Here is a 14970-nt window from a genome sequence, read left to right as displayed (position 1 = left end):
TCCTGGAGGAAGGGTAACCCGCACTTGTTTAATTTTCAAGAAGGGGGCTCGTAGAGTGGAGTACATGAAGACGGCACCCGCTGAAGACACACGCTGGCTCACCGACGAGGAGCAGCGCATCTGGCGCGCGTACATGCACGCCGTGACCCTTCTCGAGGACCACCTCGACCGCCAGCTGCAGCGCGACGCGGGCATGCCGCACGTGTACTACGGACTGCTCGTCCAGCTCGCCGAGGCGCCGCGTCGGCGGCTGCGGATGACCGAGCTGGCCATGCGGGCGAAGATCACGCGCTCCCGGCTCTCGCACGCCATCGCCCGCCTGGAGAAGAACGGGTGGGTGCGGCGCGAGGACTGTCCCTCCGACAAGCGCGGGCAGCTCGCTGTCCTCACGGACGAGGGGTACGAGGTGCTGGCGCGCACCGCGCCCGGCCATGTGACGGCCGTCCGCCAGGCACTCTTCGACCGGCTCACCCCGGAGCAGCAGAAGTCCCTCGGCGACATCATGACGATCATCGCGGAGGGACTCCAGCCGAAGGAGGCGGGCGCGGACCTGCCCTGGCTGCGCTGATCCCGCCGGCCCGGACATGGGTCCGCCCCGGCCCCGCCGAGTGGCGGAGCCGGGGCGGACCCCGAAGGCGTACGGGCGAGGCGTCCCCACCCCTCGTCCCTACGCGAAGTTCCGTACGCGTACGCGACGTTCCGTACCGGAAGTGCCGATGTGCGGGTACCCGGCAGATGCGGTTGCGGTCAGTGGGCGACCACCGGCACCTGCACCTCGTCCTCGACACCCTCGCCCGCACCCTGGCCGGAGGCGGACGCGGCGCCCGGGCGGCCGGCGTTGACGAGCGTCAGGGCGGCCGCCGCGGCGACCACGAGGATGCCGACGGCGAACCAGATCGCGTTCGCGTAGCCGTGCACCATGCCCTGCAGCTGGACCAGCTGCTGCTGCGGCTTGGTCGTGGCGGTGGCGATGTGGTCCTTGATGTAGGACGTGGTCGCCGAGGAGGCGATCGTGTTCAGCAGGGCCGTACCGATCGCGCCGCCCACCTGCTGCGAGGTGTTGACCATCGCGGAGGCGACACCGGCGTCCCGCGGCTGCACGCCGTAGGTGGCCAGGGACATGGCCGGCATGAACGCCGTACCCATACCGAGGCCGAGCAGCAGCATGGCCGGCAGCACCGTGGAGGCGTACGACGAACCGATCTCCAGCTGCGCCAGCAGGAACATGCCGGTGGCGGCGACCAGGAAGCCGGGACCCATCAGCAGCCGCGCCGGGACGCGGGTCATCAGCCGGGTGCCGATCTGGGTGGAACCCGTGATCATGCCCGCGATCATCGGAAGGAAGGCGAAGCCGGTCTTGACCGGCGAGTAGCCCTTCACGACCTGCAGGTAGTAGGTCAGGAAGAGGAACGTGCCGAACATCGCGATGATCGCGAGGCCGAGGGAGAGATAGACGCCGCCGCGGTTGCGGTCGGTGACCACGCGCAGGGGCAGCAGCGGGGCCTTGACCCTGGACTCGGTCACCACGAACGCCGCGAGCAGGACGGCCGCCGCGACGAACAGGCCGATCGTCAGGGAGTCGCCCCAGCCGTCGGACTCGGCGCGCGTGAAGCCGTAGACGAGGGAGACCAGACCCAGGGTGGAGAGGATCACGCCGGGGATGTCGAGCGGCGAGCGGTTGCGGCCGCCCTCCGGCTCACGGATGACGAAGTACGCGCCGGCCGCGGCGACAACGGCGAACGGGATGTTGACGAAGAACGTCCAGCGCCAGTCCAGGTACTCGGTGAGGAAACCACCGAGGATCAGGCCGACGGCGCCGCCACCACCGGCGATCGCGCCGTAGATGCCGAAGGCCTTGGCACGCTCCTTGGCGTCCGTGAACATCACCGCCAGCAGGGACAGAGCGGCCGGGGCAAGGAGGGCGCCGAAGGCGCCCTGGAGGGCGCGGGCGCCGAACATCATCGCCCCGCTCTGGGCCACGCCGCCGAGCGCGGAGGCCGCGGCGAAGCCGGTCAGGCCGATGACGAAGGCACGCTTGCGGCCCCACAGGTCGGCGATCCGGCCGCCGAAGAGGAGGAGTCCGCCGAAGGCGAGGGCGTAGGCGGTCACGACCCACTGGCGGTTGCCGTCCGATATCCCCAGGTCCTTCTGGGCGGACGGGAGCGCGATGTTCACGATGGTCGCGTCGAGGACGACCATCAGCTGGGCGAGCGCGATGAAGGCGAGCGCCTTCCAGCGATTGGAGTCAGCGGAAGCGTCGGGGACACTTCGGGCCGTTTGAGACATGGGGGTACCCACTTCGGGACTTCGTGACGGAAAAAAGCTGTCGAAAGACACGGCTCGTCGACGGTGACGGCCGGAAGTCGATCAGTACGGAAGGTCGATCAGTACAGAAGGTCGATCAGTACAGAAGGTCGGTCAGTACGGCAGGTCGGTCAGTACGGCAGGTCGATCAGTACGGAACGTGTGTCGGTGGCCGGAGGCCGGTCAGTACGGAACGTGTGTCGATGGCCGGAGGCCGGTCAGTACGGAACGTGTGTCGATGGCGGAAGGTCTGTCGGTACGGAACGTCTGCTGGTGCGGAACGTCTGCCGTCGGTACAGACGGTCGAAGTGCGCGGAACTCATCGCTCAGGACTGGCGCAGCTCCTTTATGGTCACGGCCGTGCCCGGCAGTTCGGAGCGGGCGGGGGCCCGCAACCCGTCCAGGAACAGCTGCAGATGACGGTGCACGAAACGGTCGGCGCTGAGGCATGCGGTACCGGCCGGGGGCCGGCTGAGCTGCGCCACCGCGACCATCACGTCGCCGACGCCCACGTCGGGACGGAGCTGTCCGGCCGCCTTGGCGCGGTCCATGATCTCCTCGATGAGCCCTTCGATCCGTTCGCGCGCCGCTTCCAGATCCGGGTGGAACTGGTCGAACGTGCTGGAGACCATCGGGCACAGCGCGGAGACCCGCTCATCGGCGGCGGCGTGCGCGAAGCGCTCCAGCACCTCGAAGGCGTCGCTGCTCTCGGCGATCGCCCGTTCGGCTTCCTCGGACGTGCGGTCCAGGACCGAGCAGACGACCTCGCGGACGAGCGCGTCGCGATCGGGGAAGTTGCGGTACACCGTGGCGTTGCCGACGCCGGCCCGGCGGGCGATCTCGTCGAACGGCACATCGGGGCCGTACTCGACGAACATCTCCCGGGCGGCGGTGACGATCCGCTCCCGGTTGCGCAGGGCATCGGCACGAGGCCGGGTCACTCGGCGCTGTACGGGGGTCGCGGTCTGCACGGCGTACTCCTCGGGTGAGCTGGGTGTGTTCCTGGGTTCGATCCGGGGATTGAATCCCCGTTTCGGTCGGACACAGGTCTAAACGGGGATTCGGTCCCCGGTTATTTCCCGGTCCGGCAGCGATTTCTCGTGACCTGGATCACACTTCAAGGCTTCGGGATTCCGGGTGACGGCCATCGGAGTGCCCCCTCGTTCGGTCTCCTCCAGCGCGCGTCCGCACACCCCTCGACACAGGGTGATCGCAAGGGTGCAGCCGGAGACCGGCGGCTGCCGTGGAGTGAAGGGCCACTGCATGCCGTTGTCCACCCGCCGCCGGATACGCCCGCGCCGCGTCGCCACGCTCGCCTCGGTGACCACCCTGACGCTGGCAGTCTCCACCTCCGCCACCACGGGACACCTGACGGCAGGCTCCGCGACGGCGGGCCCGATCGCACCGGCCCGTTCCTCGGCGCTCCGCCCCTGCATGATCCACGGCCGCCTCGGCGTCCAGATGTCGGAAGGCATCCCGACCGCCTCCGGCTACGCCCGCTCCACCGGCACCGTCCACGCCCTGAACCTGATGGTCGACTTCTCCGACGCGCCCGGCCAGGGCAGCGCGCTCGACCGCGTCGCGGATTTCTTCCCGCAGACGCAGAAGTGGTTCGCCACCAGCTCCTACGGCCGCCTCGACTATCGCCAGGAGGCCCCGATCGGCCACTGGCTGCGCATGCCCAAGCCGTTCAAGGCGTACGGGATAGAACGGGGCGCCCCCTTCGACCCCGGCTACCGCCAACTGATCCAGGACATCGTGGAAGCCGTCGGCCCGCAGGTGGACTTCCACCACTACGACATAGTGAACGTGCTGATCACCCCGAATGCGGGGCCCGCCGCCCTGGACACCGTGCTGTCGGTGACCTTCGCGGGCAACACCGACGCGCCCGTCGCCGACGGCGTGCCGATCTCGAACGCGTCCTTCATCTACAGCCGCCAGGACGACGGCTCAGGCTCCTACGCCCTGACCGGCTACCGGGTCCTGCCGCACGAGAACGGCCATGTCTTCGGGCTGCCGGACCTCTACACCCAGGAGGGCGGGGGTGCCGTAGGGCACTGGGACATCATGAGCGAGGACTGGGGAGCCGACAACGACCTGCTCGGCTGGCACAAGTGGAAGCTCGGCTGGCTCGACGACTCCCAGGTCGGCTGTGCGACCACAGCGGGCACCACCGAGTACATACTGACCCCGCTGGGCCGCCCCGGCGGCCGCAAGCTGGTCTTCGTACCGATCAACTCCCGGTCCGGCTTCGCCCTCGAACTGCGCACCCGCGAGGGCAACGACGAGGCGGTGTGCCGACCCGGCATCCTCATCTACAAGGTCGACGCGGACGTCGACACGGGCAGCGGCCCCATCACGGTCTACGACTCCCAGCGCAACAGCGGGGGCTGCACCCGCAGCCCGAACGTCCAGGCCGAACTGTCCGACGCGCCGTTCGCCCCCGGGGAGACCTTCAAGGACGCGAAGACGGGGGTCGTGATCACGGTGGTGGGGTCGGATCCGTCCGGGAACTATCGGGTGCATGTGACGCGGAGGTGAGGGGACGGCCGGGGGGATGACGGGCGCCTGGGGGTACGGGGGCGGGTCCGCACCTTCCACTCCCGACGAGCCGCGACCCCGGAGCCGGGAGGCACTTCAAGTACCGACGTCGAGGGCAGGCCCGAAGTACCGACGCCGAGGGCAGGCCCGCGCAGGGAGGTCGGAGCGGCGGCCCGCCGACCCGCGCACGGAGGCCAGGACAGCCGGCCCCTGCACCGGGGCCAGGGGCAACCCGCCCACGCACCCGAGCCAGGAGCACCCCGCCCCCGCACCCGAGCCAGGAGCACCCCGCCCCCGCACCCGAGCCAGAGGCAACCCGCCCACGCACCCGAGCCAGAGGCAACCCGCCCACGCACGGAGGCCGAGGCACCCCGCCCCCGCACGGAGGCCGAGGCGGCCGACCCCGCACGGAGGCCGGGCCCTCGGCCTCCGTACGGCGCATGTGAACGCGGCGGATGCGGCGACCCGCGCATTACCGTGACCCCATGCCCCTGAACGTCACCCCGGCCCCGGACAGCGCCGTACCACCCGAAGCCGTCGCCCCCCTCATGCGCGGGCTCACCGTGCTGCGCCGGCTCACCGACGCCGACGGCATCTGCAGCCTCAGCGCGCTGGAGCGGGCCAGCGGGCTCGCCCGGTCCACGGTGGACCGGATCACGGCGACGCTCGCGCGCATGGGGTACGTCCGGCTCGACGGACGGGACGCCGTTCTCGCGCCGCGGCTGATGGAGCTGGGCAACGCCTACCTGGCGGCCCTGCGGCTGCCGGGGCTGCTCGACCCGCACGCGGACGCGCTCGCCGACGAGCTGGACGAGTCGGTGTCGCTCGCCGTGGCCGACCGCGACGGCATCCGCTTCATCCACCAGGCGACCCGGCGCCGCGCGATGTCGCTGAGCTTCCGCATCGGCGATCTGCTGCCCGCCGAACGGACCGCGCCCGGGCCGCTGTTCGCGACGGAGTGGGACGACGCGGACTGGAAGCGGTGGCACGAGCGGCGGGCCGCGGACCCCGAGGACCGCGGCTTCCCGGCGGTGCCGGCCCGCAGCCGCCCGCTCGACGGATCCGACGAGGGCACCCTGGGCGCCGACTTCGAGGAGCGCACGGAGCAGGCGCGGGCGCAGGGGTGGGCGCTGGACGACCAGTTGATCGAGCCGGGTCTGGTGGCGCTGTCGATGCCCGTACGGGAGGACGGCGGACGGATCGCGTGTGTGGTCAGCGTGGTGAGCCACACCAGCCGGCACTCGGCGGACGATCTGCGCCGGGCGCTGCTGCCGCGGCTGCGCACTGCGGTCGCGGTGATGGAGCGGGAGCTGCGCGAGGCGCCGCCCGCCCTGCCCACCGCCCCGTCCGGGCTCGCGACCTGGACGGGGGCGTCCAAGCAGGAGCTGGGCCGGGAGTTCGTGGAGTCGCTGGCCCGCGGGCTGACGGTGATCACGGCGTTCGGGGAGGGGCGCTCCGAGCTGACGCTGACCGAGGTCGCGGAGGCGACGGGGCTGGCGCGTGCGACGGCGCGCCGGGCGCTGATCACGCTGCAGCACCTCGGGTACGTCACCGCGCACGACAGGGTCTTCCGGCTCACCCCGCGCGTCCTGGGCCTCGGCTTCCCGCCGCTGTCCCGGACGACGCTGTCGGACATCGCGACCCCGCACCTGAACGCACTCTCCCAGCTGGTGCACGAGTCGGCCTCGTTCGCGGTGCTGACGGGTGACGACATCCAGTACACCGCCCGGGTGGCCCCGAGCCGCATCATGAGCGTCAACGTCACCGTGGGGACCCGGCTGCCGGCGTATGCGACGTCAATGGGCCGCGTGATGTTGGCCGACCTGCCGGAGCCGTCGCTGCCCGAGCCGGCCGCGCTGACGGCCCGGACGGTCACGGACCCGGGCGAGCTGAGGGCCGTACTGGATCGCGTACGGCGCCAGGGATACGCCCTGGTCGACGGGGAGTTGGAGGAAGGGCTCCGGTCGATCGCGGTGCCGGTGCGGGACCGCGGGGGCCGGGTGGTGGCGGCGGTCAACGTCGCCATGCACAGCAGCCGCCGTACGGCCGAGGAGTGCGTGACCGAGGTGCTGCCGGAGCTGCGCGCGACGGCGAGCCGCATCGAGGCGGACCTGCACGTGGCGGGCCGGTTCAGGAAGGTGCCGAGCGGCTGACGGACCCGCTCGGGCGGCCCGCGGTGGCTGGTTCAGCTCGCCTCCGCCTGCCTTCCGGCGGCCACCACTCCCCGCAGCCCCTGCCCCGAGGCGATACGCGGCAGGAGCAGCGTCCAGAAGCGGGTGAGGGTGGTGCGCGACAGCCAGCGCACGTCGTGCCCGCCGAGTGCGGCGAAGCCGGCAGTCGCGCCGACCACCGTGGCCACCAGGTCCCGGGGGGACACGTCGGAGAGCAGCCCCTCGTGCGCGGACCGGGCGACGGCGTCGTCCACCCATGCGTGCCAGCGCTTGTGGAGGTCCCGGCCACCGCCGACGCCCGCCGCGCCGTCCCCGAGGCCGAACCCGGCGCGCAGGACGGCGTCATGGCCGAGGCTCTGCAGCAGGGCGTGGCTCGTGTCGACGAGCGCCTGGAGCGAGCCGCCGAACTGCGGCGGCGGCCGCTCTCCGGAGATGATCCGCTCGAAGCGCTGGGCCGCCTCCTCGCGCACCGCCGCGGCGAGGATGGCCTTGCTGGGGAAGTGGAAGTGCAGCGCGCCGTTGCTGACCCCGGCTCTGGTGCTGATGGCCGCCAGCGTGACCACCTCGAAGCCGTCCCGGCTGAAGAGCTCGGCGGCGGACTCGATCAAGACTTTGCGCGTTCGTAACGCACGTTCCTGCTTGGCCATCAAACGCTCCGTACTGCCGGGATCGGGAGCTTAACAAACCGCGCATGCGGTTTGCCAGGGAGCATGCATCTGCAAAGAGGGTCCTGAACAGGCGGACCTCCCGGTTCAGTTCGGCCGCAGCACGACGGGCAGCGCCCCGTATCCATGGATGATGAAGGACTGCACCGGCTCGACCGCATGAATCGGAGTTACAGACTCCAGATCCGGGAATCGAGTGAAGAGCGCCGCCAGCGCGGAGGTCGCCTCCAGCCGGGCCAACGGCGCCCCCAGACAACGGTGCACGCCGTAGCCGAAGCCCAGGTCGTCCCGCCGGCCCGTCCGCAGCACATCGAAGACGCCTACGTCGTCCCCGTAAGCCGCGGGGTCGGAGGCCGCTCCGGCGAAGGAGACCAGGATCGGGTCGCCCTTCTTGATGAGTACGCCGTCCAGCTCGATGTCCTCGACCGCGAACCGCATGGGCGAATACGCTGCGGGGCTGTGCGTGCGCAGCGTCTCGGCAACCGCTTCGGCCCAGTCGGCGCGGCCCTCGAGCAGGTGCGCGCGCTGCTCCGGGTGGGCGCACAGCGCGCCGATGGCGTTGGTGATGAGCGTGCAGGTCGTCTCCTGCCCGGCGGCGATCATCAGATAGAGCGTGCCGAGGAGTTCCTGCTCGGTCAGCCGGCCGTCGTCGCTGTCGCGGGCCTCGATCAGAGCCGTCGTCAGATCGTCGCGCGGGCTCGCCCGCTTCTCGGCGGCAAGCTCGGCCAGCATCCCGAACACCCTCACCTGCGCCGCGGCCATCTCGTCACCGGGAACCGCCGTACCGAACACCAACTCCAGTGCCGTACACAACGGTTCGCGTGCTTCCTCGGCGACACCGAACAGCTCGCAGATCACCCGCATGGGCAGCACCTTGGCGAACCGGGCCCGCAGATCGACCGCTTCACCGTGGGGCACCGCGGCCAGCTCGTCGAGCAGCGCCCCGGTGATCTCCTCGACACGGGGCCGCAGAGCCTCCGTGCGCCGGGCGGTGAACGCGGCGGCGACCAGCCGGCGCAGCCGCGCATGGCGCTCTCCGTAGGCGAAGAGCATGTTCTCGTTCGCGACCCACGGGTACAGCGGCCACTCCTCGCCGATACGGCCCTCGACGAAGTCGGGCCAGTGCTGCCGGGCGTCCTTCGACACCCGGGAGTCCATGAGGAGCTGCTTGACGTACTTCTGCCGCACAACAGCCCAGGCGCGCACCCCGCCCGGCAGCATCACCTCGACGGCCGGCCCCTGCGCCCGCAGCTTCCCGGTCTCGCCGGCCAGGTCCCGCCCGGTCACGTCGAGGGCGTACGGGCATGCGGTCATGTCCATCCGTGCACTCCGTTCGGTTGGTCGGTCTTACGGCCGGTCTGCGCCCAGCGGCACGGAGCCGGCGTGACGCGGAGCCACGGCGGGACGGCAGCCTGCCGCCGAGGCGCGGTGGCACCGAGGCACGCCGGGCCGCCATCGAGGCTCGGTGGCACCATGGCACGCGGGGCCGCCGCCGAAGCGTGCAGGCTGCATGCCGTCCGGACGTCACTCCGCCTGATCCGCCGCTTCTGCTTCCAACTCACGCTGCCGTACGGCGGCTTCGTACACCTTCGAACCCCGCTCAGGGGAGAAGTCCAGACGGACCAGGACCCCCGGCATGGCGACGGACGGCATCAGATGCCGGTAGAGGTCGGCCACGCGCTCGGCCAGATCCGCCCGCTCGGTCATGATCCGCGAAAGGACCTGAACGCCGGTGAACCCGCCGACGAACAGCTTGGCCAGCGCGGGAACATCGGCGTGCGGCAGGATCTCCCCCCTCCGCCTGGCCTCTTCGAACACAGCCTCCGTGTGCTCGGTCCATGCCTGCATCGGGACCCGTCGGTTGAGGTGGTCCTTGGGCGATCCCTGATCCACGGTCAGGCGCACGCTGCCCTGGACGATCGGGTCACCGGTGCCCTTCATGAGCAGATGAGCCAGCAGCAACGCCTCGTCCAGCGACTCCTGCAGCTTCAGAGCCTGCTCCGGGACGCGCGGCAGCGAGGAGACCTGCGCGGCCAGGACCGCCTGGGCGAGCTCCTCCTTCGACGCGAAGTGGAAGTAGAGGGCACCTTTGGTGACCCCCGACCTCTCCAGCACGTCGGAGATCGTCGCCGCCTCGTATCCGACCTCGTCGAACACCTCGGCCGCGGCAACCAGGATCGCCTGCCGCGTCCGAATGGCCCGCTCCTGCCGCGCCACAAGAGAGTCCTCTCTGCCGTCGTCTTCGGACGATAAAACCAGCCGTACGGTTTTTCAACAACGCTGACATCCGGAAGGAGTACGGGGAGGGGTTGAAAACAAAACCGGATGGTACGTATCTTCAGTCCCGTGCTTCACACCTGACCGAACCCACACCAGGGGGAAGCTCACGATGACGACCATGACGCACGAGGTCTTGGAAACGGGAGAAACGAAAGAGCCCGAAGCGGCCGAAGCGACCGAAGCGACCGAAGCGACCGAAGCGACAGGCACAACGGGCGCCAGAGACGCGACGCACGCGACAGCCCCGGCGGACGCGAGGGACGCGCCGAACCAGACCGGCTCACCGGGTTCGCGGGACTCACAGGACTCATGGGACTCACAGGAGTCACGGGACTCGTGGGACTCATGGGGCTCATGGGGCTCGCAGGACCCATGGGCCCCGCGGAACTTACAGAACCTGCGGTACTCGGAGGACTCTCAGGACTCACTCCCATGCGCCACGGGACACTCGGCAGCCGCCGAACTGGCCGACCTCCTCTTCGAGGGCGAGAGCCGCGAGCGTACGCACGGCACCTGGCGCAGGATGATCTCCGGCCGCGCCTTCGCGTTCCGGCCCGGCCTCTCCCCCACCGAGCGGACGACCCTCTCGTACGACCGCCTGCGCCTCCTCAACGACACTGTCGACGACCCGATCGGGTTCGCGGCGGACCCACACCGGCTGGCGGCACTGCACGAGTGGATCGGCCCCGTGGACGGCGGGCTGACGACCCTGGCGAGCATCCACTACAACCTGTTCCTGGGCAGCCTCGTCGACCACGACGACGCGGGTCGCGACCTGTCCGCCTTCGCCTCGCTCCAGCACACAGGAACGTTTCTGTGCACGGAGCTTGAGCATGGCAACGATGTGGCGGCGATGGAGACCGTGGCGGTCTTGGACCGCACGAGCGGCGGCTTCCACCTGCACACGCCGACGCCCGGCGCGCAGAAGTTCATGCCCAACACCAGCCTCACGGGCGGCCCCAAGAGCGCGGTCGTAGCGGCCCGGCTCATCGTGGACGACAACGACCAGGGCATCTTTCTCTTCCTCACGCCGCTCAGCGACGAGAACGGACACCTGCCCGGGGTCACGGTCCGCCGGCTGCCGGAGCGCACGGGCACCCCGGTCGACCACGCCCTCACGGCCTTCGAGCACAAGTGGCTTCCGCGCGAGGCACTTCTGCAGGCGGACCACGGCCGCCTCGACCACGACGGCATGCTGACGAGCAACCTGGGCAACAGACGCAAGCGGTTCCTGCGCTCCATCAACCGGGTCACCATGGGCAAGCTGTGCATGAGCGCCGGCACCCTGGGCATGGCCCGCGCCGCGCTCACCATCGCGGTCCGCCACGCCCACAGCCGTCTGATCGCCGGGACCGGTACCGGCGAACGCATAGCGCTCGCCGCGCATCGCAGCCACCACAGCCGGCTGCTCGACGCGCTGGCGACGGCGTACGCGATGACGTTCCTGCACCGCACGGTCGTGGACCGGTTCGCCGCGCACACCGAGGAGGACCGTGAGGAGGTCGAGCGGCTCGCGGCGATCACCAAGGGCTGGATCACCTGGCAGGCGCGCCGAATCACCACCGAGTGCCGCGAACGCTGCGGCGCACAGGGCCTGTTCCCCGCCAACGGCATCTCGGAGCTGTCGGCGAACATCGAGGGCGGCATCACCGCCGAGGGCGACAACCTGGTGATCTGGGTCAAGGCCGCCTCCGAGATGGTCTTCGGCCACCGGTCGGCGCCCCCGGACGCGCGACCGCCGGGAGACCTTTCCGACCTCCCCCACCTCCGCGGCCTGCTCGCCCAGGTCGAGACGATCTGGCAGACCCGGGCCCGCACGGCCCTGCGCGAGGGCCCCTCCGACGACCCGCTCGGCCGCTGGAACGTCACTTCGGAAGCCGCCCTGGAGATGGTCTCCGCCCACGCCCGCCTCCAGGCCGCGGACGCGTTCACCACGGCGGCCGACCGGGCGACGGCCCCGGGAACCCGCGCCCTCCTCCACTCCCTGTGCCGCCTGTTCCTGCTCCACCAGATCCGCAACCACACCGGCGACCTGCTGGCCGAGGGCCATCTGACGCCGGACCAGGTAAGGACCCTGCCGAAGACACTGGACACGACCGTGGCCGACCTCGCGCCGCAGATGATGACCCTGGTGGACGCGTTCGACTTCCCGGCGGAGATGTTGTCGGCGATTCCGATCGCGAGTGGAGGGTCGATCGGCTGGTTGGCAGAAGAGGAAGAGACGCCGAAGCCGTCGCCGGTGCAGCACTGAGGGCCGGGCCGACATACTGACGACCAATTGCACACGCCTGATGACTGTCGGTTACGGGGCGCCGCATGCCGCGCACATGGCAACGCCGGGCGGGGCCCAGGCCTACCGCGTCGCGCAGGGGCTACACGCAACGGCGGGGAGAAGCCGGCGGTCGGCACAGGGGCACGGCCCCTGCACGGATCGGAGCGCAGGCTGAACGGACCGAAGACACGACTGCGACAGAACCGGTGCGACCACCACGCAGGGTATCCGCTAGGCTGTCACCGGTCGGCTACCCACCCGCGGCGCACCCCAAGGACGCCCGGCCCGGTCGGCCGACCACACGCCTTCGTAGCTCAGGGGATAGAGCACCGCTCTCCTAAAGCGGGTGTCGCAGGTTCGAATCCTGCCGGGGGCACCAGGCAAAAGGCCCCGGACCGATCATGGTCCGGGGCCTTTGACATCCACTTTTGACATCAACGTGGGCGGTCACTCACGACCGGGGCGCCTCTTGCTGTTCCTGAGCAGCCGGTCCATGTGGCTCATGGCTTCCCGCTGGGTGTCCTGCACGACGTGCGTGTGCACGTCCATGGTGATGCTGATCTGGGAGTGCCCAAGGATCTCCATCACGACGCGAGGCGCGACTCCGGCAGCCGTGAGGAGGGTGGCGGTGCCGTGGCGGGCGTCGTGCAGGCGGATGACGCGGAGGCCGGCTGACTCGGCGACGCGGGTGAAGGAGCGGTAGAGGTTGCGCGGCTCGACGGGGCGGCCGGTGCGGGTGGCGAAGACGTAGTCGGACTCCTGCCACCTCTCCCCCGCCTTGGCGCGGGCGCCCGCCTGCCGCATGCGATGCCAGCGCAACGGCGCGATGCAGAGGGCGGGCAGCGGGACGCTCGGCGACGGCGGCTCTTGGGATCGTCGTCGTAGAGGACGCCACGGCGGCGCTGGACCTGGTGGCGGACGTAGAGCACGCGGTTGTCGAGGTGGGAGCGCCCCGCGCGCCGTGGCTGCGGGGCGCCTTGTGGGTTTTAGTCGACCGACTGCCCGTCGTACTTACCGCCCACGCAGGGGTTGCCCGGCAAGTCGATCCGGGGCGTTCCGCCGCCGTCCCGGCACTGGCCAGGGCTGACGACGGAGGCACTCTGTGAGGTGGCGGCGGTGGCGGCGGCGGCGCCTGTGAGGCCGAGTCCGGCGAGGGCTGCCGTGGCGATGACGGCGGCGAGGATTCGTCGACTGCGCATGTGGTTCCCCTTTCGCGGATTGCCTCGGTTGGGGCACTAGCCAGCTTGATCTTCACCCATGTGGGTGGCACGTCATGTTGCGCCATTCGGGTGACAGGACTGCCAGGTGTGGGGTCGGTGACGCGACCCGTCGGACAGGCCCTTAGCCGTCACCGCCCTGAATAGATCGTCTGACATGCCCGGCATGCCTCAGCAACACGCGACGCCCCCGCTCGGGCCGCCCCTGGGCCGTGCGGGGGCGCTCAACGACGACCAACGCTGACAACCGCCGACGGCTAAGTCGCAGGTCACAGCGTTGGCCAATCACGCGGTCGCAGGTCAGAGACCCTGGCCTTCACTTCTTCGGCTGCTGATCGCACCTCAGTGCAGCTTGACTCGGTCATTGAGTACGCCGATCTCGGAGCGGACTACTTCCTCCAGCGAACCGGCCGGGCACGCCAGACACGGCGCCTGGTCAGCCAGCTCAACATGCTCGGTTATCAGGTGTCCCTCCAATCAGCGGAAGTGGGATGACCTGCGGGAACGTTAGATTTTCGAATCAGACTCCGCCGACCTACGTATTTCATCGGCGCCCGGATATCGCCAAAAGGAACGGATCATTGATATTGCTAGGCAGGTTCTGGTGGTCGTGGCTCGGGCACTGACTGACGTCCTGCTGGGCTGTCCTTGAGTTGGTCTGTCCGGCTGCTAACGACAGATGGTGCGGCAAGTTGGCCGGTCAGCGCGACGAGCACGGGCGCCGCCGGGTGGTCCGCAACGGCTATCACCAGCCGAGGAAGGTCACGACCGCGGCCGGGGCGGTCGAGGTGAAGGCACCACGGGTGAACGGCAAGCGCGTCGACGAGGCCTCGGGCGAGCGCAAGCAGTTCTCCTCCGCGATCCTGCCGCCTTGGTGCCGCAAGTCCCCGAAGATCAGCGAGGTGCTGATGAGGATCCTTGAAAACGGCCAGGCATGCTCGTCGCCCCATTCGGTCCGGCGTTCAACGTAGTGGGGAGCTTCCCGGCGCCGGGCGCGTTGTCGGCCGGGGCTACCCGGGGAAAGTGCGACAGGTGGGGCGGCGCGGGCTGGTGGGACTTCAGAACGGTCGATCGGTCGTACCCAGGACGACGAGTTCGGTGCTGTCCAGCACCTTCCCGAACGCCTGCGGCTCGCGGCGTACGTGGAAGTAGTCCCACTGCGCGCGCAGGATCACCTGGTCCGGGTGGCCGAGCGCGCACAGCACGTCCCAGTGCAGGGCCTGGGCCCAGACGTAGCCCGGTTCGCCGTCAACGTCCATGTCCTCGACGTCGATCGGAGTGTCCGCGAGCGCACAGGCCAAGCGGTGGCTGTCCACGGGGCCGGCCGCGAAGTCCAGGAACGCGGCGGGGTCGGCATCCTCGGGTGTGCCGTCGGCGATCTCCTCATCCCAGTGTGGCCGCGAGTCGTAGCGGTGGGCGCGTACTCCCCCATTACCTTTTTGATCGGCCCCGCAATGGGGTTCCCGGCCTCCGGGCCCGGCATGACTGGTCCCCCCTGTTGACCATGATCTGGGGGGTGG

General features: G+C 70.1%; 11 protein-coding genes, 1 tRNA gene and 3 pseudogenes. 7 read left to right on the top strand and 8 right to left on the bottom strand.

Annotation, left to right across the window (positions count from 1 at the left end):
* Window positions 1–64: 64 nt before the first annotated feature.
* Entirely contained in the window at window positions 65–568 is a 504-nt protein-coding gene (locus ABT186_RS05435) for a MarR family winged helix-turn-helix transcriptional regulator (protein ID WP_351228808.1), read from the top strand.
* 179 nt (window positions 569–747) lie between these two features.
* Here the strand turns inward: ABT186_RS05435 and ABT186_RS05430 are convergent, their stop codons facing one another.
* Both ABT186_RS05430 and ABT186_RS05425 read right to left on the bottom strand, forming a co-directional pair.
* Window positions 748–2286, bottom strand: a complete 1539-nt coding sequence (locus ABT186_RS05430; protein WP_351228806.1) for an MFS transporter — start codon at window positions 2284–2286, stop codon at window positions 748–750.
* Between the two features lie 344 nt (window positions 2287–2630).
* Window positions 2631–3275: a TetR/AcrR family transcriptional regulator gene (locus ABT186_RS05425; RefSeq protein ID WP_351228804.1), complete on the bottom strand. Its 645-nt coding sequence runs from the start codon at window positions 3273–3275 to the stop codon at window positions 2631–2633.
* Between the two features lie 292 nt (window positions 3276–3567).
* Between ABT186_RS05425 and ABT186_RS05420 the strand changes: the two genes are divergently transcribed.
* Window positions 3568–4845: a M6 family metalloprotease domain-containing protein gene (locus tag ABT186_RS05420; protein WP_351228802.1), complete on the top strand. Its 1278-nt coding sequence runs from the start codon at window positions 3568–3570 to the stop codon at window positions 4843–4845.
* Window positions 4846–5330: 485 nt separating this feature from the next.
* A complete protein-coding gene (locus ABT186_RS05415; RefSeq protein ID WP_351228800.1) occupies window positions 5331–6998 on the top strand; it encodes an IclR family transcriptional regulator domain-containing protein in 1668 nt (555 codons plus the stop codon).
* 32 nt (window positions 6999–7030) lie between these two features.
* Here ABT186_RS05415 and ABT186_RS05410 read toward each other — a convergent pair whose 3' ends face one another.
* The 3 genes from ABT186_RS05410 to ABT186_RS05400 all read right to left on the bottom strand — a co-directional run bounded on the left by ABT186_RS05410 (window position 7031) and on the right by ABT186_RS05400 (window position 9898).
* Complete coding sequence (locus tag ABT186_RS05410) at window positions 7031–7663, bottom strand: TetR family transcriptional regulator (protein ID WP_351228798.1); 633 nt, start codon at window positions 7661–7663, stop codon at window positions 7031–7033.
* Between the two features lie 105 nt (window positions 7664–7768).
* Window positions 7769–9001 (bottom strand): cytochrome P450 family protein, encoded by a 1233-nt coding sequence (locus tag ABT186_RS05405; RefSeq protein WP_351228796.1) that lies wholly within the window; start codon window positions 8999–9001, stop codon window positions 7769–7771.
* Window positions 9002–9205: 204 nt separating this feature from the next.
* Window positions 9206–9898, bottom strand: a complete 693-nt coding sequence (locus tag ABT186_RS05400; RefSeq protein WP_351228794.1) for a ScbR family autoregulator-binding transcription factor — start codon at window positions 9896–9898, stop codon at window positions 9206–9208.
* Window positions 9899–10484: 586 nt separating this feature from the next.
* On the opposite strand from ABT186_RS05400, the gene ABT186_RS05395 reads away from it, so the two are divergent.
* Window positions 10485–12212 carry an acyl-CoA dehydrogenase family protein gene (locus ABT186_RS05395; RefSeq protein WP_351923702.1) on the top strand — a complete coding sequence of 576 codons (1728 nt, stop codon included), beginning with the start codon at window positions 10485–10487 and terminating at the stop codon, window positions 12210–12212.
* A gap of 324 nt (window positions 12213–12536) precedes the next feature.
* A tRNA-Arg gene (locus ABT186_RS05390) sits at window positions 12537–12612 on the top strand.
* A gap of 68 nt (window positions 12613–12680) precedes the next feature.
* Here ABT186_RS05390 and ABT186_RS05385 read toward each other — a convergent pair.
* A pseudogene (locus ABT186_RS05385) lies at window positions 12681–13174 on the bottom strand (tyrosine-type recombinase/integrase); the annotation flags it as partial.
* Between the two features lie 45 nt (window positions 13175–13219).
* Window positions 13220–13432 (bottom strand): hypothetical protein, encoded by a 213-nt coding sequence (locus tag ABT186_RS05380; RefSeq protein ID WP_351228790.1) that lies wholly within the window; start codon window positions 13430–13432, stop codon window positions 13220–13222.
* A 378-nt stretch (window positions 13433–13810) separates the two neighbouring features.
* On the opposite strand from ABT186_RS05380, the pseudogene ABT186_RS47900 reads away from it, so the two are divergent.
* Together ABT186_RS47900 and ABT186_RS05375 are read left to right on the top strand one after the other, a co-directional pair.
* Window positions 13811–13945: pseudogene (locus ABT186_RS47900) on the top strand (IS110 family transposase); the annotation flags it as partial.
* Window positions 13946–14145: 200 nt separating this feature from the next.
* A pseudogene (locus ABT186_RS05375) lies at window positions 14146–14379 on the top strand (IS256 family transposase); the annotation flags it as partial.
* Between the two features lie 129 nt (window positions 14380–14508).
* On the opposite strand, the gene ABT186_RS05370 reads toward ABT186_RS05375, so the two are convergent.
* Window positions 14509–14970: hypothetical protein (locus tag ABT186_RS05370; protein WP_351923821.1), on the bottom strand; the 462-nt coding region annotated here is incomplete at its 5' end.

It is taken from the genome of Streptomyces sp. NPDC001634, assembly GCF_040298185.1.
In the GTDB taxonomy this organism is placed as follows: domain Bacteria; phylum Actinomycetota; class Actinomycetes; order Streptomycetales; family Streptomycetaceae; genus Streptomyces.
The sequence above is the reverse complement of the archived record's forward strand: the minus strand, read 5'-3'. Positions and strand labels throughout refer to the sequence as shown.